Genomic DNA, 23613 nt, shown 5'->3' with positions numbered 1-23613 from the left:
TAACAAGACTTGTATAATTAGTTCACTAAGACATTTAGCTTAATTCTTTTATCTGTAAGGAAACTGAATAAAAGGAATAATTTATCATTGAGCGTTGAATTATCATGGTCAAACCTATAACAACACAAGCAAAACTGACTAACTGGCGATCAAGTTTGCCAATGCAGTTTATGTTAATCCAACTTTTTGTCGCTGCGGTGATAATTATTGCCAGTGTTTGGTTTTTAAAAACCATTGAACGTGACAGACTAGTTGATAATCAAACTTCGCTCAGTATTAATCTCGGTAAAACCATTACAGCAAAATTACAAAAGAAAACCAGCCGGATTGAAAACCTTGCGGTTTCCATTGGAGCTCTAGGAGAGATCAATCAACAAACCCCAGAGCAATTAATTCTAGCCGTACCTGCAATTCTGAATCAAACTGGTCAGCAAGAGGTTATTCTTGGAGGTGGTATTTGGCCTGAGCCATTTATGTTTGATAACTCACGCAAAAAAGATAGCTACTTCTGGTCCCGTAATAGCGTTGATGAGCTAATAAAAGTCAATGATTATAATGCGGAATCAATTGCAGATTACGTTGACGAAAATTGGTATGTGCCCGCCAAATTTTACCCGAAAGATACCACTTATTGGTCAAAGTCTTATATTGACCCTTACACTCAAAACGCCATGATCACAGCGTCTGTACCTATGTGGTCAGATCATCAGTTTATTGGCGTATCAACCGTTGATATAGCCCTGTCGAGTCTCGATGACTTTTTCAGCACTGCGGTCGCAAACACTGGTGGCTATGTGTTTGCCCTCGATCAACAGAATCGATTATTATCTTACCCAGACAATGAGAGTAACGATAACCAGGCAATCAAAAATAGTCAGCTTTTCCAGCCATTCGCCAACTTTGCCAAAAGCCACCCTGCTTTTACACCATTACAAAATAAAATTTCGAAGATTGATCAGCAGTTCATAAAGACTGCAAACAATACGAAAGCCTATGAAGATGGTCAACTGAGCAATGTGATAACCAATACCCCATCTCAAGAGCGTGAAAAGTTAATCGCTATGATTAATCAGAACGCCAACAACCCGCTTAAAGATGTCGAAGTATTAGCTAGCATCCAATTGACCAACGATCCAAGATTAAATGAGCCTGTATTGGTTAGTGTATTTTTGATGCCAGGCACTTACTGGAAAATCATTCTGGTTACCCCGTTATCGAGTATTAACTACAACAGTCAATCCTTAGCAAGCTCAGTGGGGATCTATTTGGTTGGTATCCAAATTCTCGCATTAATGTTGCTGTTTATTATGCAGAATAAGTTGTTCATACACCCGATTAGCAGAATGGTTGCCGCATTAAATGACAGTAACCCTGCAAAAGTTGAGTTAGAAGCAACCACGCGAAATGATGAAATAGGCATGTTGGCAAAAGCATTTAGTTCACGTACTAGGCAGCTAGAGATCGCGTTGGCAAGCTTAGATGCAACAAACCTCGCACTAGAGCAACAATTAGATGTACAACAACAAGCACAAACAGAGCTAAAAGAAAAAACAGAACAACTCAATAGTGTACTTAACTCTGCCAGTAACTTAATTTTTATTAGTGATCTAAATGGTCAATTAACTTTAGTCAATAATCAGGTCTGTTTGACGTTTGCGCGTAATAGAGGTGAGCTTCTTGGTGCTAAAACCCATTTAATAATGCCAAGAGAAATCGCTCAAGTTAATGCAAAGAATGATCAAACCGTTATCGATACACAGCAAGAGCTCAGCTATGAGCAAAGCTTTCCGGTAAAAGATAAACAACATACCTACTTAGTCACTAAATTCCCCATTTTAAATAATCAAAACCAGATAAGCGCAGTGGGCACCATTGCATTTGACATTAGCGCCAGTAAAGTTCTCGAACGTAAAAAAAGTGCCCAGTTTGAAATTTTAGCCAAAGAGACTTCCGATAATATTCGTTTTATAGAGAAACTCGAACAAACGAATAAGCGTCTGTTAAGTGAATCGCAAAATGCTAAAGCAGAGTCGAATCGCCGCGTCAACTTTGAACAAGTAAAGTTAGATAATCAGGCTTTATATCCATCTTTAGTGGCTGCGATTGTTAAACCTATATTTAGAAAACAAGATGATTTAGCTGCTAATGCCTATCGCTTAGCAAATGGTGATCTTGATGCCAAAGAGTTTACTCACTCTCTTTCAGCTCAAACCGAGAGGCTACGGCACTTAGAATATCTATTCTCCGCTCAAGATTATGTCACCAAGCCAATCGACCTAGTACTGTTATTAGAGCATATCGTCGCCCTACTCGCTCCGAAGTTAAGTAGCAAGGATATAGAGCTAAGCATCCACAGTGAGAGTCGACTTATTGTCGAGGGGATACATTGGCATTATTTACTGGTGTTTTATCGAGCCATTAGTAACACAATTAATGACGCTTTTTATCAAAAAGCGACAGGGCAAAAAATTAACGTCAACCTGAGCAAAGACAATCAGCAAATCCATATTAATATCAGTGACAATGGCAAAGGCTTTACACAAGAAAACCTAGATAAATTACAATCAGCACTGACTAATAACGAAGTCAAAGGCACACTGTCAGCGTTATCTATTTGGCTTATGAGTGAGTTTAATGGCCAACTTACAGTGAGCTCGTTAACTGATAATGCCTTTTCGACCCAATTAAACTGCACATTATTAGTTAGCAAATAGCAAAGCAGTAACAAAATCACCTCGCCGGCCCACACGAGTTATATCGACTCGTATCAACCGTTAAGTGACTCTCACTTCGCCACTAAAAAGCGCCATACAATGTACGGCGCTTTTTAGTGTCTCTTGTTAAACTCGTAGCTTTATAGAGTCTAGTAATAAGCTAAAGTGATACGTCAACGATATAGTGGCCTTGGAGCCAGTTGCGGCCTATTAATAGTTTGTAAGACATTTTGCTTCTATCTCTTAGATTAACCTTAACCTTATACTCTTGTCCCGGCTCCCCCACATTCAACTCAACCATGTAACGGATCTCACTGCCCTGTGCGTTTCTAATTAGTGACGTTTCGACAATACGTGACTTAACCACATGAGACTCGCCTTTCTCATTTTCGGTCGTGAAATGAATAACTTTACCGATATTCTTTTCCATATCAGGGTCTTCATTGTCAATTTTCATGTCATAAGCATGCAACGAATTCTCTACAGCTCCAGTATCAATACGAGTCTTAAACTTTAAACCCGACTCGACAATGCTAATTGATGCCGTTGGGCCAATCAGTTTCTTTTCGGAAACATCGACGACATACCGGTCTTTGAGCCAATTACGACCAATAAGCAACTTGTAATCCATGTGGCTACGGTCTCTTAAATTAACTCTAACCGTTCGCTCCTTTCCTTTAAAACCGACGTCTAAATCGACCATATAACGAGTCTCTCTACCTTGAGAGTTACTCACGGTAGATGTCTTAACGATTTTAGCTGTTAAACGTTTCTGCTCACCGGCATTATTTTCAGTAGTAAAAGACACCATTTTGCCAACATTGTCTTTCATTCGTTTGGCACTTCCACCTTCAACCTTAATATCAAAAGCATGCAAAGAGGTATTTCCCGCTCCGGTGTCGATACGAGCAACATAGGAAAGATCTGCATGGGCTACTGACATTTCAGCTGTTGAGCCGATGACAGCTTTGTCACTTGCCGCAGATACAGAAGTACTGAGGATCAATAAGCACAACCCAACTCTTTTAAGCATTGTAATTCCTTAATAAATAAAAATAATCTGGAACATCTTGCGCTAATGATAGCAAGGTTTAGCCATCATTGATGCACCTGTTAATATGCCACAGCAAAGCTGAATATAAGCTTGCTTAAAACATATAACTCGATTGAATGTTGATGAACAGGGTTATAGCTTAACCGATAAAATTAAGCACAAACAAACTAAACAATGATGCCGTACACACACAATGGCATAACGGCCAATTCAAATTAACTGGAGCATTTAAAGAACGGAAATTACGATAAAATTGCACCGCGAGCCAGACTAAAATAAAGGGCACAAACGGTAAAGAAATCACTAATGGAAAAAAGCCCCAACCAAGATCGAAAGCATTGTGACTAAATAGTCTAAGACAAAACAAAAATATTAATAAACAAGCATAGACAAGCAAGTGCTGTTTATTTAGTGAGGTTTTAACCTTGCTGAGCATCGCTTTCTCCTTTATCGATACTGCAACATTATGCCTATAAGTCAAAACCAACAAGCGAGCTAGACTAAAATACTGTAACTAAATATAAAATAGGTATGCCTATGCAGCCAACAATCGACCGATCTCTTGATCAAATAGGTTCTTAATTAAGCATGAAAACTCAGCAATAAATAAGGTCTGCTCAGCTGTTGCTTTTTGATCTGCAACTCGAGCTAAAATCTCTTCTAAATCATAAACAATCGAATCGACTTCACGGACCACAAGATTGCGCTGTGCAAAAGTTAACGAGGGGTTTTGACCACAAACCATGATGATTTGGGCAGCAAGTTGCTCTTCAAATAACTCCATCACGGTGTCATCTGCAGCGCTTTTCTGATGTGAATCTGCAAAAATACCTAAATGTTCAGTCAAATACTGAACTAGGTGGATGTACCCATCTTTATCGGTAACCATATTCAACCTAAAACACATAAATGTGTGCACTGCTAAGCACTTAAAAACGGCTTAGCCACCATTATTATTCAATTGTTCTAGGCCGAATATTATCTGAGTTTTGCTATAATTGAAATATTCGTAAGCTAAATGGTAAAACTCATAGCATTCACTTATATACTATAGGCTCGCGACTTCTTTTTTAATAAAGAAGTTTTCCTCTAAAAAATCGCAATAAAAAGGCCAATTAATCAACGAAAAAAATCAATTAATTGACCGATTAAGCGATGACAATAACAAACTTAATTATTGTGTAAGGTTAAGAATAAACGATACAGGTACAGCCTTACTGATTGCCGACAGCCCTGCAATTTCGCGTAGTTTTTCGACGCCAGCCGATAAACCAAAGCTATCAGCATTTACAATAACAGGCATTACACTCGATACCAATAAATGTGTATTTGAAAGCTTAGCAATGTTCACAGTGAAAGCCATCGTTTGCTTTTGGCCGTGTAATTCAACTTCACCGTCAACTGTTACGACTTTCGCTGCCCCAACAGCTAATCCCTTAACCAGATTAGGATCAACCTTAGCTGTTAGCGTTAGTTTAGGGTACTTATCCACCTCAAATAGCAATGAGCCCATACGTTCATCTCTTATCTCAACATTAGTAACAACGCTGGCAAGAGAAACGGCGAAATTAAACTGTCCTTTATCATTTAACGTGCCATCTATCGAAGTAAAGTGGTGAACTTCAGCAATATCCCCTTTTTTAATAGAGATAAAGTTTACGTTTGAACTGGTGTTGTCAACATTCCATGTACCGGCTGAAGCCATTAGCGATAAAGGCAATAGCAATAAACCCGTAATGATACTCTTCATGTCCGTTCCCTCTTATTTAGAAAATGATATTTAAATTGTAGTGTTTAAATTATGATATCTATCAATAATTAAGCTAGCACTAATCTAACATGCTTCCACATTAGGCGGAGCGATTTTTACCTATAACAATTTATATTCATCACTTATTTTAGGGCATGTTTACTGTCCTAGCCGCTTTTTAAAGATCTAAAGGTTCTAGGAAACTGGGGAAATAGCCGGTATTTGCAAACCAACGGACTTATAGATTGTTCGAGCTAAGCTCCGAACCTTTTAATGATTTTCTCGTTTGACTAACGAGTATAGAAGTGAGATGGGCAACTTTCTTATTAAGGAACCATTTAAAAATAGTTATGATTTCAAAGGATAAACAAGCTGGTATAGCATATACATTTTAAACACATAAATACCAATAAAAACAATTAAAAAGCCACGCTGAACGTGGCTTTTTAATTTCAATTACGGCGCTAAGCGGCTGCGCTGCCAAGCGTCAGCAACTTTGGTATATATAAAACGGTCATGCAGCCTATGTTCGCCACCTTGCCAAAACTCAATGCTGCTTGGGCGAACCACATAGCCGCCCCAAAACTTAGGCAGAGGAACATCACCATTAGCAAACTTTGCTTTCATCTCAGCAAACTTAGACTCTAATGCTTTTCGGGCGCTAATCGGGCTCGATTGCTTAGAGACCCAAGCTGCTATTTGGCTTTCTTTAGGTCGACTCATGAAGTACTTCAATACTTCTGTCTTTGATAATGGCTCGGCCACACCGGTCACAGCGACCTGTTTTTCTAGACTGTGCCAAGGGAATAAAATACTAACGTTGGCATTATTAGCAATATGCTGTGCTTTACGACTTTCTAGGTTGGTAAAAAATACAAAGCCATCATTATCAAAACGCTTCAATAACACAATACGCTGGAACGGCTGGCCATGCTCATCAACTGTCGCCACAGACATGGCGGTAGGGTCTTGAATTTTTGAATCGCGAACCACCTCAAGCCAAGCGTTAAACAGCACCATAGGATCACTCGGTACATCTTCACTGTGTAACTCGCCTAACGTGTATTCTCGTCTAATATCGCTAATCTCTGACATCCTAGATCCCTTGCAAAACGGCATAAAAAAAGAAGCGCTGTAAACAGCACTTCTTTAATAATAACAACCTTAGACCCATAGCGGGAGACTTTTAACTAATAGTTTGTCGCCTGCTGACAGTCTTGATATTGCAAAGCTTATCAAATAAATAGGATTACTTAATCTTACCGTTTGCTTCAGCCCATACGTGCAGCATCTCAAGACCTAATGTTGCACCAGCAAGAGCAGTGATCTCTGCACTATCGTATGCTGGAGCAACTTCAACAACATCCATACCAACAATCTTCATACCTTTAAGACCACGAATAATCTTCATGGCTTTATCGCTTGTTAAACCACCGCAAACCGGAGTGCCTGTGCCAGGAGCAAAAGCTGGATCCAAACAATCGATATCAAAAGTCACGTATAGTGGCATGTCACCAACACGCTCACGAATTTGCGCAACGATTTCATCGGCAGTCAAATCGTTAGCAGTGGCAGCATCAATCACTTTAAATAAATGATTAGCAGTATCGTACTCAGTGCGAATACCCACTTGAATTGAGTTCTCTGCGGCAATAATGCCTTCATTTGGCGCATGGTAGAACATAGTACCGTGATCGTATTTGCTACCTTGGCTATAAGTATCCGTGTGCGCATCAAAGTGCAACAGCGCCATTTTTCCGTGCTTCTTATAATGAGCACGTAGCAAAGGTAATGTAACGAAATGATCGCCACCAAAGCTCAGCATGGCTTTATCTGCTTCTAAAATCTTAGTTGCAAAGTCTTCAACACGTTGCGTAAAGTCAGCAGAGTCGCCGCAGTTGTATACTAAGTCGCCAGCATCAACGATTTTAACATGATCGCTAAGTTTAAACTGATAAGGCCAGCGAGTTTCTTCCCAAGCAAGGTTAACAGATGCATTACGAATTGCACCTGGCCCCATACGGCCACCTGAACGGCCTGTAGTAGCCATATCAAATGGCAGGCCTAAAACGACAACGTCTGCATCACCTTCAAGCGGTTTGAAGTCTAGCGGCTGTCTTAAGTAACCAAATGCATTTGAATAAAGCGAATAATCTGGCTTATCTGCAATAGTGGTCATAAATACTCCATAAAAGTGTCTAGAGTCACAATACTTCGGCGGACAGTATTTCAGTATCTGCTTGAGTATAGTGATTATAATTAAATTCATTGGATTGATTTAACTGTAGAACACAACTCGCAAGCCTTCTATTTGAAGGAAAAGACAAGTTATCTACCTGCATATTCATCCCAATGATGTCCCAACTGCGGGGGTTCAATATCATTAGCAATTCGGAAAAAATATTGAACGGATAGTGTAAAAAATCCATGTTTGTTTCGACACTCACATAAGAGCTTCGCTCTTGAGGCGTGATATGTATCGTTATAAATTTGTCTTCAAACAATCCATTGATTGAATATCCACACGGTTGAAACAGGTGATCGTCAAACTCAAAATCAGGCAATAAACGCTCTAAATCTAGTCGTTTGCGAATTTCAATACTTGATTGCTTGTCACTACGTAAATATTGCGCAATCTCACCATTAAGATGGTACATCAACAAACATGCACTTTTTTCTGTTTGTGCTGCATGTTTAGCACTGTAAAGATAATGATGATGACCGTCTAAGTGGCCTACCCGGTATGCCGAACCAGCAATTTTGGTTCTAAGCTGAGCAACATCATCTTCAAAACGAGTTGTTTGTAGATGGGGCGAAAATTCATTTTTACGTTGATAACTAAGCCCTGATATACCATCGGAGCCAATTTTATCAATAACACACATAACGGTATCGACTAAACGTGTATTACCACAGGTAATCAATAACAATTTGTGATCCCACACAAACAAACTTGATTCGCTTAACACATAGGCATCGCAATAAGTATTTGAAAGGTTGGATAAGATCTCTGCATCAGCCAATGCCAACGCTTGCCGCCAAAATGATACCGGTAACTGCTTTAATGAAACAGCTGTCGCACAGGTTTGCAGCTCTACTTTTTTCTCCGAACCTTCAAAAAACATCTATCGAAGCTCCTAAACAAAATTACGTGTTATTAAATGCCACCAAAGTAAGTGAGCGACTTTACAGTAACCTAAAAATAAAACCAGTTTTGAGCGAACTCAAAACTGGTTATAGTACACAAGCTAAAACGCCTGCTACATTTATTACGTTGCAATTCGCTTAAATCATCACTCGTTACGAAAAGTCTTCTAGATAAGTGTAACCTTTAAGACCTAGTTGTAACTCTTCTAAGATATTGGCGCGTTCATCTTCAGCAATATGCTTATTAACGAGTTCTTCATAGGTGCGCATAAACGATACAGCATCAAGGTTTACATAACGTAAAACATCAGCAACCGTGTCACCAGCAAGTACCGACTCAACATTAGTACGCGCATCATCATCTAGACGCACAACGGCAGAGTTAGTGTCACCAAACAAGTTGTGCATATCACCCAAAATCTCTTGGTATGCACCCACTAAGAAGAAACCAATTAAGTATGGACTTTCTTGAGTCCAAGCAGGTACTGGTAATGTCGTTTCAATACCTTGACCATCTACATATTGATCCACGGTACCATCAGAGTCACAGGTAATATCTAGCATTACGGCGCGACTTTCTGGTGCTTTATCAAGGCCAGATAGCGGCATGACAGGGAATACCTGATCGATACCCCAAGCATCTGGCAATGATTGGAATAGCGAGAAGTTAACGAAGAATTTATCAGCTAACTTCTCATTTAGTTCATCAATAATCGGACGGTGGAAACGGTATTTTGAGCTCATGCTACCCTGTAGCTCGTAACATACACGTAAGTTAACTTGCTCAGCCCAAGCGCGCTCAGCTAAACCTAACTGACCAACAGCAAACAATGAGTGCACTTCAGTCAAATCACTTTGACAGTCATGGAATATCTCGATCAGTGCACGTTGATCAGCTTTACCGCTCACTTCAACCCAAGACTGCCACATGTTGTGCAGTAATTGCGGTGCATCTTCTGCTGGTGGTTGGATATCTTCAGGTTTGTAAGCTTCTGTACCAATTACGTCTGTTAATAAAACCGCATGGTGTGCAGTTAAGTAACGACCCGATTCAGAGATAATCCTCGGCATCGGCTGCTCGTACTCTTTACACATGTCGGTTAACACGCTGACGATATTATTGGCGTACTCAGTTAAACCGTAGTTCATTGAGTTGTTGCTTTGGCTACGCGTACCGTCGTAATCAACCGCTAAACCACCACCAACGTCAAAACACTTAACACTTGCGCCAAGCTTCATCAATTCACAGTAGAAACGACCCGCTTCGCTTACGCCTTGGCGGATATCACGAATATTGGCAATTTGCGAACCTAAGTGGAAATGCAACAACTCTAAAGACTCAAGCATATCTTCTTGCTTAAGCGAGTTAATCACTTGAAGAACTTGAGCCGCGCTCAAGCCAAACTTAGACTTTTCACCACCACTTGCTTGCCACTTGCCTTTACCTTGGAAAGCCAAACGAACACGCAGACCTAAACGTGGTTTAACACCAAGCTCTTTAGCTTGCTCAAGTACCACTTTTAGCTCTGACATCTTTTCAAGCACGATGTAAACTTTATGGCCAAGCTTCTCGCCAATTAATGCAAGACGAATATATTCTTTATCTTTGTAACCATTACAAATGATAACCGAACTCGCCTTTTGCGCCATCGCAAGCACAGCCATTAATTCAGGCTTACTACCCGCTTCGAGACCAAGTTGCGGCACTTCTTTTTCAACTTGACTGGCTAGGATCTCTTCAACAACCGTCTGTTGTTGATTTACTTTAATAGGATAAACCAGCAAATAATCAGATTCGTATTGGTACTTTTGAATCGCCTGATTAAATGCCTGGCACAGGCTATTTACTCTATGATGTAAAATTTGTGGGAAACGCACTAATACGGGTAAAGCCACACCTGACTTAACCATATCTTTAGCCATTTCATTTAAACCAATGGTACAGTCTGGTCGACTTGGATCAGGTGACACTGTCACTTCACCATTGTCGCTAATGCCGTAAAGTCCTTGGCTCCAGTGATTTACGTTATAACTTGCGCGTGCATCATCAATAGACCAATTGCTCATATTTGTCCTAACCTGTCTATTTAACTCAAATAAGTTGACCGCCCCTAGTTGGCTAGAGTCAACTTGCGATTGTTTAAATCAATAATTATTTACTAATAAAAGTACAAACTATTCAAATGCATACTCAGAAACAGTCTTACTGCCTATACAAGCAAGCATTCGGCATAAAAAAAGTGTCTCTTCAAACCAAAGAGTCTTCAAGTTTTTATGGTATGACTTAAATCTATGCCTTTAAAGCCAGCATGTAAAACCCAATCCATAAAAAATCTATTTGTTTGCTTAAATACGGCTTAATTGATGTAGGTTACTCCCCACCAACACTAAGTAGACAAACAAACCGCTAATCTCTCGAAATTTTTGCGGCGCAATTAAACCTTGAGATACACGAGATTGCAAGACTCAATAGACCAATAATTGCTAATTAACCAAGATATCATTATCACCATACAATAGGGTGATAACAATACGTACCCTTTCGAGCCTAAATAGTGATAATTAACGCCATTTTATTACAGTAAAGGCCATATTGATGCGGCATAAGTTTGAATGGGCTAAAGCATATTGAAATGATTTCCACTATAATCGCTGCTGAAATTAATCGTTACTGTCTTTAAAGTAGAGAACATCATGATCCAGATAGGTAAAACCTGTAAGCTCGAAGTCGTCAAACAAGTTGATTTTGGTGTCTATTTAGACGCTAAAGAGATGGGCCAGGTCCTCCTTCCGCGTAAAGCTGTGCCGAAGGAATGCCAAGTTGGCGATATGGTTAATGTGTTTCTCTATTTAGATTCAGAAGACATGATCATTGCAACGACTAAACGTCCTTATGCTCAAGTCGGTCAATTTGCTTATTTAGAAGCCAAAGAAAACGGTCCATATGGCGCCTTTTTAGACTGGGGCTTAGAAAAAGACTTGTTATTGCCTTTCGGTGAGCAACACCGAGACATCGAGGTAGGTAAATCTTACTTGGTTTACATCTATACTAGCCATGTCGATGACCGCATTGTTGCATCAGCTAAGGTCGATAAGTTCCTTGATTTAACAGAGCCTAAATTCCGCAATGATGAAGAAGTGAATCTAATTATTGGTGGCTCAACCGATCTTGGTTACAAAGCCATTATCAACAATACCCACTGGGGCGTATTGTACAAAAATGAAGTGTATACACGTTTAAGCTTTGGCCAAAAGCTAAAAGGCTTTATTAAGCGTATGCGCAGCGACGGTAAGATTGACCTTATCTTACAAAAAGGCGCAAAAGAAGAACTTGATAAGCACTCAGTAACGATAATGATCAAACTTAAACAAGCCGGTGGTTTCTTACCACTCAATGACAAAACCGATGCAGAAGTCATCTACTCACAATTATCGATGAGTAAGAAAGCCTTTAAAAAGAGTATTGGTGGCCTTTATAAGAATAAACAGATCACTATTTCCCCTGATGGGATCCGTCTAGAAGATTAATAAATTTGGCTATACTGCTTGTAAAACAAGCAATTATATAGCTAAACCATAGATAGTCTCTTGCATTAAAGCATGGCTCTGATATAACAAAGTCATGCTTTTTTCTTAAGAGGTTATTATGGAACTGACTTTACACGAAGCTCGCGTCATTGGTGTGTTACTTGAAAAAGAGATCACAACACCTGAGCAATATCCCCTTTCTTTAAACAGTTTAACCTCTGGCTGTAATCAAAAAACCAGTCGAGAGCCAGTCCTAAACCTCAGTGAGTCGGAGGTACAAAACACCTTAGACAGCCTAAGCAAAAAAAGACTGATTTCAGAGCAATCTGGTTTTGGCAGCCGTGTCGTTAAATATAAGCACCGTTTTTGCAATACTGAGTTTAGCGATCTGCAACTTAAATCGTCAGAACTTGCTGTGATTTGTTTATTACTGCTGCGAGGTCCACAAACCCCCGGTGAACTCAGAACACGTAGCAACCGTTTATATGAGTTTAATGATGTCAGTGAAGCTGAAGCAACATTACATGACTTACAAAGACGAGAGTCTCCATTAGTGATGTTGTTAGCAAAAGAACCTGGTAAACGCGAAGCTCGCTATCGTCAGTTATTTACTCCCGTTAATGCAGATGAGCAAAACCCTCCCTCTCAACACAGCCTTGATAATTTTACTGCACAACAATCGACACCGAGCCCTGCATCAACAGCAACTGATACCGCGCAAGAGAGTAATACAGCACTAGAAGATCGAGTCAGTAAACTCGAACTTGAATTAGCCGAATTAAAAGCGCAGCTTGCAGACTTGCTAGAGTAAAAGTCGATTACCTATTCACATTATGAATTATTGCTAATGTTTCGCATCAACTTAGGGTTAACGCTGAGTTCCAATCAGTGTTAACCTATTTGCAATCTTTGTATTTAAAACTAAGGGATCCTTTTGGAACACACTCCCCAAAAAACAGCCCCCAAAAATAGCATGCTGCGTAACACTCTGTTGCTCGTGCAGTTTGAAGTCAAAAAAATGCTATTTAATCCTCGTGGTCTAGTCGCACTCGCTGCATTTGCCTTAGTCTGGTTACTAATTTTACTCTACCCCATTAGCAGTGCATCAAGCTTTTTGATTAACCCGGACTTTAGAGGGATTATAGAAGGCATATTTGGCCCTGACGCTGTCAGTGAGCTATTTAAATGGCCTGTTGCAGAGCTGGCAGTTTACTGGATTGCCGCGCTATATATCTTCCCTCTTTTTAGTATATTTGTTTCTGCAGATCAGTTTGCAACCGACAAATCACGAGGAATATTTCGATTTTTAACGTTAAGAGTAGGTAGAGACAGTCTGTTTTTCGGCAGATTTTTAGGCCATATAGCCCTGCAAAGCATACTCCTATGCCTAACTGTCATCGCTACTATTTTACTGGCAGCAAATAGAGACATGAGTCTATTACTACCGGCTTTAATCTCTGGGCTAATTGTGACTTTAAATTTAATTATCGTGCTACTACCGTACACCGCATTAATGGCTATTTTGTCCCTATATGCCAGTTCTGCACGCCAAGCAACTATCTATGCGATTCTGGTATGGGCTGCAATGTCGATAAGCATCGCCATTATCAATAATTATTTGCCAATCATTAGTGAGTTAAAATGGATCCTACCTGGCTCGCAGATCTCATTGATGATAAATACCCAAGGCTTACAAACCTTTATGTATGCACCTGTGGCATTAGTTCAAGCTGCTGTACTGTTATTTTTGGGTAAAGTGTATATCAATAGGAGCGCACTATGAGTTTAGTTAACTGCAAAGGGTTATCTAAATCCTATGGCGATAAAAAAGCCTTATCTCAGGTTGATATAACGCTCAATGCTGGCAGCCCTATCGCTTTAGTAGGTCCAAATGGCGCCGGTAAAACGACTCTTTTTAGCTTATTGTGTGGTTATATCACACCGTCATCAGGTGAAGTGAGTTTACTTGGCCATAAACCAGGCTCAGCGGAACTACTAGGGCGTATAGCTTCGCTACCGCAAGATGCTTCTCTTGACCCTAACCTCGATGTTCTAACCCAATTGACTTTCTTTGGCACCTTGCAAGGATACAATCGTAAAAATGCTCAAGCCGAAGCGATACGTGTACTTAACTTGGTTGATTTAGCTGATAGCGCTAAACAAAAACCTAGAGCACTTAGTCATGGTATGGCGAAGAGAGTAGCAATTGCACAGGCATTGATGGGTTCTCCTGAGCTGGTACTACTCGATGAACCGACTGCTGGCTTAGATCCTGCAAATGCCAAGAAAATTCGTGAGTTAGTCAAATCTCTTGCTGGTACTACAACATTTATTATTAGTTCGCACAATTTAGATGAACTAGAAAAACTGTGTGATCAAGTGCTTTACCTTGAGCACGGACAGCTGCGTCAGTCTGTATCTATGGCTGAGTCCCAGCATGACGACTATATCACGCTAACAATGCAGGGCTGTGAATCAGCGTCTCTTATTGAGGCAGTACTAAAGCTTGCCGACATTAGTTCAATCGAGGAGCGTCAAGCTAATCAGTTCCTGATTAAGCACAATAGCGCTGAAAGCTACGCAATTGAAATCTCGCTACTAACACTATTTAAAGAAAGAAACTGGCAATATAAAGCGATATTGAAAGGTAGAACCTTAGAAGAAAAACTCTTTTCTTAATCATCATTACACTAGTTAAATAATTAAACTTAAAACGGCGCAAATAGCGCCGTTTTTTTATACAAGTTAACTCAAAAAAGATTCGTTAATCGGATAGAATTTCTTGCCTAAGTGGATAATTTAATAGCAAGCTCGGCTAGTCTAGTCTAGAGTAAGACTTGATTTATACTTTACACCTGCCGTATTAGCAACAATCAAAATATTATCGCTTTTAAAGCTCCCCTTCTATCAAATAATGCAGTACAAGAAAGTTGCAGCACAAAAAACATGCACACTAAATTACCAGCCAACACTCCATAGAATATACAAATTTACATTGACCAAAGTCACAAGGCTGCAACCATAAAGCAGGCATATATCCGCTAGCAAAAACTAAATAAACAAACCATTTAACCAAAAACTAGAACATAGATTTACGTCAAGACAGTATTTTTATCTTTAACAATATACTGAATAGGCTGGCTTTCCAAAGCAAGGGGTTGTGAAGCAGCTTGAAAGAAGGTGGTTTTGTATGATGTTACGACTAAACAGCCATATCTAGCAGTGTTCGGTGATACGACAAAATGACTGACGAAAATAATTTACCGTTTTAAAACGAAAAAAGAGCCGTAGTAAACTACGGCTCTTCGAAATTCTGTGTGATTAGCTAGTGCTAATCAAGCTGGTAACTTAAACTACAGTTACGTTCTCAGCTTGTGGGCCTTTTTGACCTTGAGTAACAGTAAACTGAACTTTTTGACCTTCGTCAAGAGTTTTGAAACCGTCAGAGTTGATAGCGCGGAAGTGTACGAATACGTCTGGACCAGACTCTTGCTCGATAAATCCGAAACCTTTATCAGAGTTGAACCACTTAACAACGCCAGTAACTTGAGACATAATATTGAATCCTGTAAATATAAATTAAAGCCTTAACGGCGGTAAAGCTGGAAAATGCCGGTTTACTTAATGTTAACAGGACGAACATTGTCGTATTGAACACATAAAAATAAGCCTAACCTTCAAGCTGCAAACACTATAAACCATTCTCATCATAAGTCAACACTCATTCGTGTCAGAATTTAAGGTGTTTTTACTTATAATTCTACAGCTTGCTAAATGGATCAAAAAATACACTTCTGCAAATTAAAACTTACGCGCCTATAACCGCTTAAAAAACAACCAGCAAGCTGTAACCTTTGATTTATAAGGCTCGGAAGACTTCTACTTTAAAATCGAGTTCACAGCTTACACCTGATTTAGCTAAGGCTAATTTATTCTCTTCTGTTAATTTCCAGTTATAAGGAGTCATTTGTAAAAAGTGACTAATGTCTGTTGCATCGGTCAGTGTCAACAACTGCTCAATTCGCTCTTGATGGATCAATTCAAAGCCATCTATCTGCGACGATTCTTGAGTATGCTCTTTCGGATTATCATAAATAAGCTCTTTAAGAGCGTAGTGGTGCCTTGGTCCCGCGCAAACGGTAATAAGTATCCCACCTGATTTAACCACTCTTTTAAGTTCTTTATCTAATGACGGCGCATAAATCCGTAGCATAAAATCAAAGCTCTGATCAGGAAATGGCATATCAAACGCACTTGCGACACTAAAACTAATTTTTGGATAACGCTTAGCGGCATACTTAAGTGCCGACTTACTGATATCAACGCCATAAAGACTGAAGCCGTCTGGCAGACTTTCTACTAGTCGATTCGAGTAATAGCCTTCACCACAACCAATATCAACGCCAAAACGTGCATCTAGAGCATACTCATTAGCAAGCTGGTTTACTTTATCGCTTAATACTTGGTAATAGCCTTTATTAAGAAATTCACGTCTAGCAAACATCATCTCTTTATTGTCACCTGGATCATTAGACTTCTTTTTCTGAACAGGTAACAGATTAACGTAGCCCTCTTTGGCACAATCAAACCTATGGTTGGCAGGACAACACCAAGTCTTATCCGCTTTAGATAATGCTTGCTGACATAAAGGGCAACGGTAAATCATTTCAATCTCCAAACGGCAAAGCCTGACGCACGTAATTTAAATAACACGTACAAATATAGTCGGATAATAACCTGTTAGACGTGCAAGCAGAGAACCTACAAAACAATAAGCAAATGCCATTTAATCACTCTTACATACAGATCGTTTGAATCATTTGAGGCCAATAGTTCGCTTAGGGAAATAATGCTTGTTATCACAGGTCTAAAAAGGACGCTTATTCTACTACGTCAACCCATTTGGAACCAGCGGATAAAACTGCTGCAAACTCCAGCAAAGTACTTGAGTTGTATTAAGGAAACTAGGACATTCCTATCGAGGCAGTGCTATGATGAACTCATTTATTGCTTGTAATAGCCACAACACTTTATGCCTATGAATAACCAACCCACCCTCTTCTGGCACGATTATGAAACTTTTGGCGCCAACCCAGCCAAAGACAGGCCTTCTCAGTTTGCTGGCGTTCGCACGGATATGGACCTCAATATCATCGGTGAGCCAGAAACCTTTTATTGTAAGGTCGCCAATGATTATCTACCGTCACCAGAAGCGATTTTAATCACCGGGATCACTCCGCAACTCGCTAACCTAAAAGGTATGCCAGAAGCCGAGTTTATGAATAAAATTAATGGTCTATTCAGTCAGCCAAAAACCTGTGTTGTGGGTTATAACTCGCTTCGATTTGACGATGAAGTATCGCGCTATGGTTTTTATCGTAATTTTATCGACCCTTATGCCCGTGAGTGGCAAAACGGCAATAGCCGCTGGGACATCATCGATCTCGTGCGTGCTTGTTATGCTTTTAGACCTGAAGGTATTAATTGGCCAGAAAAAGAAGACGGTTCTCCTAGTTTTAAGTTAGAACAACTCACCGTTGCCAATGGCTTAAGCCATGAAAAAGCCCATGATGCCATGTCTGATGTCTATGCCACCATCGACATGGCAAAATTGATAAAGTCAGTGCAGCCAAAGCTGTTTGACTATTACTTTAGCTTAAGACAGAAACAAGCAGTATCTAAATTGATTGACGTGCTTGATATGAAGCCATTGGTGCATGTTAGCTCCAAGATCAGCGCCTTAAACGGTTGTACAACGATCATCGCCCCCGTTGCTTATCACTCAACCAATAAAAATGCGGTGATTTGCGTTAACTTGGCAATGGATATCGCTCCACTCATTGAACTTAGTGTTGATGAAATACGTGAGCGCATGTATACCCGACGCAGTGATTTAGCGCCTGATGAACTACCTATTGGTTTAAAACAAATCCACATCAATAAGAGTCCATTCATTGCGCCAGCAAATACATTAACCGATGAAAATGCAGCCAGACTGGACTTCGATAAAGCCTTTGCAAGAGAACAATATAAGAAGTTAAAACAACATCCTGAGCTTAGAGAAAAACTGGTTGCCGTATTTGATCTTAAACACGACGACAGAGCCATTGATGCCGACCAAGCTTTATATAGTGGCGGTTTTTTCAGCTCAGCAGACAAAGCAAAAATTGAAATCATCCGTAACACTCAACCAAACAACCTAGCAGCACTTGAGCTTGATTTCGACGATGGACGCCTTGCAGAGATGCTGTACCGTTATCGCGCTCGCAATTACCCTGAAACATTAAGCGACTCTGAGCAATATCGCTGGCGTGAGTTCTGCCAAAGCAGATTAAATGATCCTGACTATATTATTCGCCTAGAGAACTTGCTCGAAGAAACAGAGCAAGACGAATCTAAGCAAAAATTATTACAAGCTTTGTGTCATTATCTTAGAAGCTTATAGACTCTCTAAGTAATAAATGAGACCTTTATCGCATTCTAGTTGTAACAAGATTACTAGAATGATATTTCATTAGCGTTAACAAAAGGAAATAGCGTATGCAGGACCGATTTTTAAAAAGCATAGCTAAGTTACCTGAGAAACTAGCAACTGCAATTGTGCCGTTACTTGATCAAGACTTTGCTGGCCATATTGATGCGCAGCAACTTACTGAGCTGCAAGCTCAAACTGATATGGAGTTAAATGAATTACTGTTAGCGCTTCTACCAATAGCCGCAGCTTTAGCGCGTCCACCTATTAGTGAGTTTTTTGTAGGTGCCATTGCCAAAGGCAAAAGTGGCGATATCTATATGGGCGCGAATATTGAACTACCAGGCGAAGCATTATTTCACTCAGTACATGCAGAACAAAGTGCAATCAGCCATGCTTGGTTAAGTGGTGAAAGTGCAATTGAGGACATTATTGTTAATGCTTCACCGTGCGGACATTGCCGTCAGTTTATTAATGAGCTAGTTGAAGGCAGCAAAGTAAAAATCCACCTTCCAGACCAAGCAACAGCACCTTTATCTCACTATTTACCTTATGCTTTTGGCCCAAGCGACTTAAATATCACAGAGCCACTACTAAGCAAGCAACTGCACACGTTAACACTAGACTCCAATGACCCGATGATCATTGAAGCGCTTGACCATGCAAGCCTCAGTTACGCGCCGTACACTAAAAACTACGCAGCAGTGGTACTAGAAACTAAAGATGGTGCAACATACTGTGGCCGTTATGCCGAGAACGCAGCATTTAATCCATCGATGCAGCCAATGCAAATGGCATTATCGACAATGGCGCGCCATAATCGTGACTTTAGCGAGATCAATCGCGCGGTATTGATTGAATCATCTAAAGGTGTTGTATCACTAGTGGGTGCAGCTATGGACGCTCTACACAGTGTTGCTGTAGTTGAGCTCGAACATATTGTGGTTGAACCAGAATAACCAATCTGTCGTGTATTAGTCACAAAGTAAAAAGGACCACGAATGTGGTCCTTTTATAATAAATTAAACTATCTTCGCAGCTAAACCACTAACCGCGATTCTTCTCAAGTTTTGCTAACAGACTTGATGTGTCCCAGCGTGCACCGCCAATAGCTTGCACTTCTGAATAGAATTGATCGACTAATGCTGTTAAAGGCAAATGTGAGCCATTGCGACGCGCTTCAGTGAGTGCAATTCCAAGATCTTTGCGCATCCAATCTACCGCAAACCCTAGGTTATACTCGCCCTGCCACATGGTTTGATAACGATTTTCCATTTGCCAAGACTGCGCAGCACCTTTGCTTATCACCTCAACCACTTTTTCGCCATCAAGGCCTGCGCTACGCGCAAAATGTAATCCCTCAGATAAACCTTGTACTACGCCTGCGATACAGATTTGATTGACCATTTTAGTGAGCTGACCTGCACCTACCTCACCAAGCCTTTCAGCGCATCGAGCATAGGCATCCATAATCGGCTTTGCAGCTTCAAACGTTGCTTGTTCTCCGCCAACCATAACGGTTAATACGCCATTTTCTGCCCCAGCCTGACCACCAGATACCGGAGCGTCCATAAAGCCAATATTAAGTGATTCGGCGACTGCAGCAATTTCACGCGCGACATCGGCGGAAGCGGTTGTGTGATCAACTAAAATGCTATTTGCTGTCATGCCGGCTAATGCGCCAGTATCACTTAAAGTCACTTCGCGTAAATCATCATCGTTACCGACACACACAAACACAATATCTTGTCCTTTAGCAGCCGCTTTGGGAGTTAGTTGATATTCGCCACCGAACTCGTTAACCCACGCTTTTGCTTTAGCTTCAGTGCGATTATAAACAGTCACTTGATGGCCATTTTTAACCAAATGCCCCGCCATTGGGTAACCCATTACGCCCAAACCGATAAATGCAACTTTAGCCATTTCACTTCCTATTTGTAGAGTCAGATTGTTTATATTTTGAAGCCATTCTAAAGGCTTGATTGAAAAATAACAGGGAAAAAAGAAATAAAAAAGCCAGCCCAAAGGCTAGCTTTTATGCGTGAACAAAATCGACACTTTAGGGAAGTTGTAACGAAGGCTGTAGATCAACGTGCGCTTGCATTTCCGCACCAATCTTTTTGCGCATTTCCATCAAACGTATTGCAGATTCTCGCAGTTCTATATCCGCTGGCAGTTCTGGCTTCCAATCAGGTACTTCGGTCGGTTGACCTTCATCGTCAACCGCTACCATCACTAATACACAGTGAGTGGTTAAATGCCGATCTTGATTTTTAGGGTCACCCGCTTTTACATCAACACCTAAGTGCATTGACGTGCGACCGGTATAAATAACCTTTGCAGTCACTTCAACGATATTGCCCACATGAATAGGCTTAACAAATCGAATACCGCCTGCATAAGCGGTAATACAATACTTACCGCTCCAGCCAGCTGCACATGCATAGCCCGCAAGGTCAATCCATTTCATCACGGCGCCGCCGTGTACTTTTCCGCCAAAATTAACATCGGCAGGCTCTGCGAGGAATCTTAATGTTAATTGTCTTTCTAAACCGGCCATATTGGACCTCAATGCATTTACTGACTATTGAGTATCTTACGCCAAATTCTTTACATCGGCACGTTTAGCCAAACTGACCGACTAAAAAGCTACCACTTAGAACAACAGGCAAAGATAGGCGATAAACCCAAAGCTGTGTAGTCGCTCCGAAGTACTTACCACCATTAAATAAGGTGTAAGCTGCGATACCCGCTAAAAACAGCCCCATGACCTCAATACCTGCGATAACACTGTTGGCATTGCTAACGTCAATTGCGGTTATCAAGAGTGCAAACCAAACAATACTAAAGGCAGCTACGGCCATATTAAATGTTTTAACACCTAACTGCAGCTGAGGTAAACGTGTTGCGGATTCGCCACGAATAAGCTCATTAATATTAGCAGTAATAATGCCTAGAACTGGCATGATAGGAATAACAATTGGATTTAGCACTTTCGTGTCCCTTAGGTAAGTTCTGCATTGAGCTCATCACTTGAGCCGACGCCAGCAGTATCTGCCTAAAAACACGTATATTCTAGTGGCATATCAGCAGATTAACTAAGGTTAATCTTGCCGATATAAAATTTTAATATAAGGCCAAATTAGTGTGAGATAGTTCATGATACACATGAAGACTAAATATAAAAAAAGCGCCTTTAGGCGCTTTTTTTTTATCGTACTTAACTCACTATACTTTTTTAAACAGTAATGAGCCGTTAGTTCCACCAAAGCCAAATGAGTTACATAGACCGTATTCAAACTTGTAATCACGTGCTGTGTGCGGCACAAAATCCAAATCACAACCTTCATCAGGATTATCTAAGTTAAGCGTTGGTGGGATCACCTGATCTTGAAGCGCCAAAATCGTGATAATGGCTTCGACCGAACCTGCAGCGCCCAGTAAGTGACCGGTCATTGATTTTGTTGAGCTAACAAGTAAGTCATAAGCGTGATCGCCAAATACCGACTTAACCGCTGCCGCTTCAGCTTTATCACCTGCAGGTGTAGAGGTACCGTGAGCGTTGATATAACCAATCTCTTCACGACCAATTTTTGCATCGTTAATCGCGTTAACCATGGCTGCAGCAGCGCCAGCGCCGTCACTTGGTGGTGATGTCATATGGAACGCATCACCGCTCATGCCAAAGCCTACAAGCTCTGCATAGATAGTTGCTCCACGCGCTTTAGCGTGCTCGTATTCTTCAACGACCATCACACCTGCGCCATCTCCGATAACAAAACCGTCACGGTCTTTATCCCAAGGACGACTTGCAGCTTGTGGATCATCATTGCGGGTTGATAACGCTTTCGCAGAGCCAAAGCCACCAACTGCTAATGGGCAAGTCACATCTTCAGCGCCGCCCGCAACCATTACGTCTGCATCACCATAAGCAATCGTGCGCGCCGCAAAACCAATATTATGCACTCCAGTTGTACAAGCGGTCGTCACAGCGAAGTTTGGTCCGGTCATGCCGTATTTTATCGACAGGTGGCCAGCAATCATATTAATAATGGTGCTAGGAACAAAGAAAGGAGAGATCTTTCGCGGTCCACCTTTAATCATTGCCGAATGGTTTTGCTCGATAAGTGGCATTCCGCCCATGCCTGCACCAATAGCCGTACCGACACGAGCAGGGTCAAGCTTATCCATCTCAAGACCCGAATCTTCTACAGATTGAATCCCTGCTGCCATGCCGTATTGGATAAACAAGTCCATCTTACGTGCATCTTTACGGGACATGTACTGTTCGACATCAAAGTCTTTAACAGAGCCGCTTATACGCGTTGTGAACTCACTTGCATCAAATTTAGTGATTGGTGCAATACCACTCTTACCAGAAACTAGAGCTTTCCAAGAAGAGTCAACTGTATTTCCCACAGGGCTAACTAAGCCTAAGCCCGTTATGACTACTCGACGTTTAGACACGCGGTCACCTTTTTACTTTAAAAATGAATAATGATGATAGCTGCAAAGGGTTTGAACTACCAATACCTAAACCTTGTAACATGAACATATGCGTTCATCAGGTAAAAGCCAATTCTGGTTGGAATAATACTTACTTAGGTCAATAAGTATTGAAAAAGCGAAGAGTAAAACGGAGCATCAACCAGCGGCTTTACAAACAAAAACAGGCGGCAAAAATGCCGCCTGTTTTCTAGAATTCTAGATTACTGATTCTTAGAAACGTAATCGATCGCTGCTTGAACAGTAGTGATCTTTTCAGCTTCTTCATCAGGGATCTCGGTGTCAAACTCTTCTTCTAGAGCCATAACCAACTCAACAGTGTCTAGAGAATCCGCACCCAAATCGTCAACGAAAGATGCTGCTGATTTAACGTCTTCTTCTTTAACACCTAGTTGCTCGATGATGATTTTCTTTACACGTTCTTCGATGTTGCTCATTAGTT

At 40.8% G+C, this 23613-nt stretch carries 21 protein-coding genes; 7 read left to right on the top strand and 14 right to left on the bottom strand.

All coding sequences use genetic code 11. From position 1 onward, the window contains the following. The first annotated feature begins 104 nt into the window (after positions 1–104). Entirely contained in the window at positions 105–2714 is a 2610-nt protein-coding gene (locus AB4298_RS16400; protein WP_371987514.1) for a PDC sensor domain-containing protein, read from the top strand. A 160-nt stretch (positions 2715–2874) separates the two neighbouring features. On the opposite strand, the gene AB4298_RS16395 is transcribed toward AB4298_RS16400, so the two are convergent. From AB4298_RS16395 to speA, 7 genes are all read right to left on the bottom strand, one after another. Then, positions 2875–3747, bottom strand: a complete 873-nt coding sequence (locus AB4298_RS16395) for a putative ATP-dependent zinc protease (RefSeq protein WP_371987513.1) — start codon at positions 3745–3747, stop codon at positions 2875–2877. A 556-nt stretch (positions 3748–4303) separates the two neighbouring features. Continuing rightward, the gene (locus AB4298_RS16390; RefSeq protein WP_248997415.1) at positions 4304–4657 is read right to left on the bottom strand and encodes a DUF3802 family protein; all 354 of its coding nucleotides are present in this window, start codon (positions 4655–4657) and stop codon (positions 4304–4306) included. Between the two features lie 285 nt (positions 4658–4942). Next, positions 4943–5518 carry a YceI family protein gene (locus AB4298_RS16385; protein WP_371987511.1) on the bottom strand — a complete coding sequence of 192 codons (576 nt, stop codon included), beginning with the start codon at positions 5516–5518 and terminating at the stop codon, positions 4943–4945. Between the two features lie 456 nt (positions 5519–5974). After that, positions 5975–6613 carry a pyridoxamine 5'-phosphate oxidase gene (pdxH, locus tag AB4298_RS16380; RefSeq protein ID WP_371987510.1) on the bottom strand — a complete coding sequence of 213 codons (639 nt, stop codon included), beginning with the start codon at positions 6611–6613 and terminating at the stop codon, positions 5975–5977. Positions 6614–6767: 154 nt separating this feature from the next. Then, complete coding sequence (speB, locus tag AB4298_RS16375) at positions 6768–7697, bottom strand: agmatinase (RefSeq protein WP_248997418.1); 930 nt, start codon at positions 7695–7697, stop codon at positions 6768–6770. Between the two features lie 25 nt (positions 7698–7722). Beyond that, the gene (locus tag AB4298_RS16370; RefSeq protein ID WP_371987509.1) at positions 7723–8643 is read right to left on the bottom strand and encodes an adenosylmethionine decarboxylase; all 921 of its coding nucleotides are present in this window, start codon (positions 8641–8643) and stop codon (positions 7723–7725) included. Positions 8644–8818: 175 nt separating this feature from the next. Then, the gene (gene speA, locus AB4298_RS16365; RefSeq protein WP_248997420.1) at positions 8819–10732 is read right to left on the bottom strand and encodes a biosynthetic arginine decarboxylase; all 1914 of its coding nucleotides are present in this window, start codon (positions 10730–10732) and stop codon (positions 8819–8821) included. A 627-nt stretch (positions 10733–11359) separates the two neighbouring features. Here speA and AB4298_RS16360 point away from each other — a divergent pair. The 4 genes from AB4298_RS16360 (at position 11360) to AB4298_RS16345 (ending at position 14872) form a co-directional block, all read left to right on the top strand. After that, the gene (locus AB4298_RS16360; protein ID WP_248997421.1) at positions 11360–12193 is read left to right on the top strand and encodes a CvfB family protein; all 834 of its coding nucleotides are present in this window, start codon (positions 11360–11362) and stop codon (positions 12191–12193) included. Positions 12194–12311: 118 nt separating this feature from the next. After that, positions 12312–13004, top strand: coding sequence for a YceH family protein (locus AB4298_RS16355; RefSeq protein WP_371987508.1), 693 nt, complete (start codon positions 12312–12314; stop codon positions 13002–13004). A gap of 162 nt (positions 13005–13166) precedes the next feature. Beyond that, entirely contained in the window at positions 13167–13976 is an 810-nt protein-coding gene (locus AB4298_RS16350) for an ABC transporter permease (protein ID WP_371987625.1), read from the top strand. Then, positions 13973–14872: an ABC transporter ATP-binding protein gene (locus tag AB4298_RS16345; protein WP_371987507.1), complete on the top strand. Its 900-nt coding sequence runs from the start codon at positions 13973–13975 to the stop codon at positions 14870–14872. The genes AB4298_RS16350 and AB4298_RS16345 overlap by 4 nt, the downstream gene beginning before the upstream one ends. Positions 14873–15541: 669 nt before the next feature. On the opposite strand, the gene AB4298_RS16340 is transcribed toward AB4298_RS16345, so the two are convergent. Further along, positions 15542–15748 carry a cold-shock protein gene (locus tag AB4298_RS16340; RefSeq protein WP_012155714.1) on the bottom strand — a complete coding sequence of 69 codons (207 nt, stop codon included), beginning with the start codon at positions 15746–15748 and terminating at the stop codon, positions 15542–15544. Positions 15749–16052: 304 nt separating this feature from the next. Beyond that, on the bottom strand, positions 16053–16859 hold the full coding sequence (gene rlmA / locus AB4298_RS16335; protein ID WP_371987504.1) for a 23S rRNA (guanine(745)-N(1))-methyltransferase: 807 nt from the start codon (positions 16857–16859) through the stop codon (positions 16053–16055). 366 nt (positions 16860–17225) lie between these two features. Between rlmA and sbcB the strand changes: the two genes are divergently transcribed. Together sbcB and cdd are read left to right on the top strand one after the other, a co-directional pair. Then, complete coding sequence (gene sbcB / locus AB4298_RS16330; protein ID WP_371987502.1) at positions 17226–18638, top strand: exodeoxyribonuclease I; 1413 nt, start codon at positions 17226–17228, stop codon at positions 18636–18638. 95 nt (positions 18639–18733) lie between these two features. Beyond that, positions 18734–19624: a cytidine deaminase gene (cdd, locus tag AB4298_RS16325; protein ID WP_371987500.1), complete on the top strand. Its 891-nt coding sequence runs from the start codon at positions 18734–18736 to the stop codon at positions 19622–19624. Between the two features lie 88 nt (positions 19625–19712). Here the strand turns inward: cdd and AB4298_RS16320 are convergent, their stop codons facing one another. From AB4298_RS16320 to acpP, 5 genes are all read right to left on the bottom strand, one after another. After that, on the bottom strand, positions 19713–20588 hold the full coding sequence (locus tag AB4298_RS16320) for an NAD(P)-dependent oxidoreductase (RefSeq protein WP_371987499.1): 876 nt from the start codon (positions 20586–20588) through the stop codon (positions 19713–19715). Positions 20589–20724: 136 nt separating this feature from the next. After that, positions 20725–21225, bottom strand: coding sequence for an acyl-CoA thioesterase (locus AB4298_RS16315; protein WP_248997428.1), 501 nt, complete (start codon positions 21223–21225; stop codon positions 20725–20727). 64 nt (positions 21226–21289) lie between these two features. Next, a complete protein-coding gene (locus tag AB4298_RS16310) occupies positions 21290–21658 on the bottom strand; it encodes a hypothetical protein (RefSeq protein WP_248997429.1) in 369 nt (122 codons plus the stop codon). 235 nt (positions 21659–21893) lie between these two features. Next, complete coding sequence (fabF, locus tag AB4298_RS16305) at positions 21894–23132, bottom strand: beta-ketoacyl-ACP synthase II (protein ID WP_371987497.1); 1239 nt, start codon at positions 23130–23132, stop codon at positions 21894–21896. A gap of 242 nt (positions 23133–23374) precedes the next feature. Next, on the bottom strand, positions 23375–23608 hold the full coding sequence (gene acpP, locus AB4298_RS16300; protein ID WP_011496723.1) for an acyl carrier protein: 234 nt from the start codon (positions 23606–23608) through the stop codon (positions 23375–23377). Positions 23609–23613: the final 5 nt, after the last annotated feature.

The sequence above is a fragment of the Shewanella sp. 10N.261.52.F9 genome (genome assembly GCF_041471165.1).
Classification (GTDB): Bacteria; Pseudomonadota; Gammaproteobacteria; order Enterobacterales; family Shewanellaceae; genus Shewanella; species Shewanella marinintestina.
This window is presented reverse-complemented; position numbering and strand designations above follow the sequence as displayed.

What these genes read in the sequence shown, in the direction of transcription:
- AB4298_RS16400 (WP_371987514.1), top strand. Translation starts at nt 105, where the DNA reads ATGGTCAAACCTATAACAACACAAGCAAAACTGACTAACTGGCGATCA.
- AB4298_RS16395 (WP_371987513.1), bottom strand. Translation starts at nt 3,747, where the DNA reads ATGCTTAAAAGAGTTGGGTTGTGCTTATTGATCCTCAGTACTTCTGTA.
- AB4298_RS16390 (WP_248997415.1), bottom strand. Translation starts at nt 4,657, where the DNA reads ATGGTTACCGATAAAGATGGGTACATCCACCTAGTTCAGTATTTGACT.
- AB4298_RS16385 (WP_371987511.1), bottom strand. Translation starts at nt 5,518, where the DNA reads ATGAAGAGTATCATTACGGGTTTATTGCTATTGCCTTTATCGCTAATG.
- pdxH (WP_371987510.1), bottom strand. Translation starts at nt 6,613, where the DNA reads ATGTCAGAGATTAGCGATATTAGACGAGAATACACGTTAGGCGAGTTA.
- speB (WP_248997418.1), bottom strand. Translation starts at nt 7,697, where the DNA reads ATGACCACTATTGCAGATAAGCCAGATTATTCGCTTTATTCAAATGCA.
- AB4298_RS16370 (WP_371987509.1), bottom strand. Translation starts at nt 8,643, where the DNA reads ATGTTTTTTGAAGGTTCGGAGAAAAAAGTAGAGCTGCAAACCTGTGCG.
- speA (WP_248997420.1), bottom strand. Translation starts at nt 10,732, where the DNA reads ATGAGCAATTGGTCTATTGATGATGCACGCGCAAGTTATAACGTAAAT.
- AB4298_RS16360 (WP_248997421.1), top strand. Translation starts at nt 11,360, where the DNA reads ATGATCCAGATAGGTAAAACCTGTAAGCTCGAAGTCGTCAAACAAGTT.
- AB4298_RS16355 (WP_371987508.1), top strand. Translation starts at nt 12,312, where the DNA reads ATGGAACTGACTTTACACGAAGCTCGCGTCATTGGTGTGTTACTTGAA.
- AB4298_RS16350 (WP_371987625.1), top strand. Translation starts at nt 13,167, where the DNA reads ATGCTGCGTAACACTCTGTTGCTCGTGCAGTTTGAAGTCAAAAAAATG.
- AB4298_RS16345 (WP_371987507.1), top strand. Translation starts at nt 13,973, where the DNA reads ATGAGTTTAGTTAACTGCAAAGGGTTATCTAAATCCTATGGCGATAAA.
- AB4298_RS16340 (WP_012155714.1), bottom strand. Translation starts at nt 15,748, where the DNA reads ATGTCTCAAGTTACTGGCGTTGTTAAGTGGTTCAACTCTGATAAAGGT.
- rlmA (WP_371987504.1), bottom strand. Translation starts at nt 16,859, where the DNA reads ATGATTTACCGTTGCCCTTTATGTCAGCAAGCATTATCTAAAGCGGAT.
- sbcB (WP_371987502.1), top strand. Translation starts at nt 17,226, where the DNA reads ATGCCTATGAATAACCAACCCACCCTCTTCTGGCACGATTATGAAACT.
- cdd (WP_371987500.1), top strand. Translation starts at nt 18,734, where the DNA reads ATGCAGGACCGATTTTTAAAAAGCATAGCTAAGTTACCTGAGAAACTA.
- AB4298_RS16320 (WP_371987499.1), bottom strand. Translation starts at nt 20,588, where the DNA reads ATGGCTAAAGTTGCATTTATCGGTTTGGGCGTAATGGGTTACCCAATG.
- AB4298_RS16315 (WP_248997428.1), bottom strand. Translation starts at nt 21,225, where the DNA reads ATGGCCGGTTTAGAAAGACAATTAACATTAAGATTCCTCGCAGAGCCT.
- acpP (WP_011496723.1), bottom strand. Translation starts at nt 23,608, where the DNA reads ATGAGCAACATCGAAGAACGTGTAAAGAAAATCATCATCGAGCAACTA.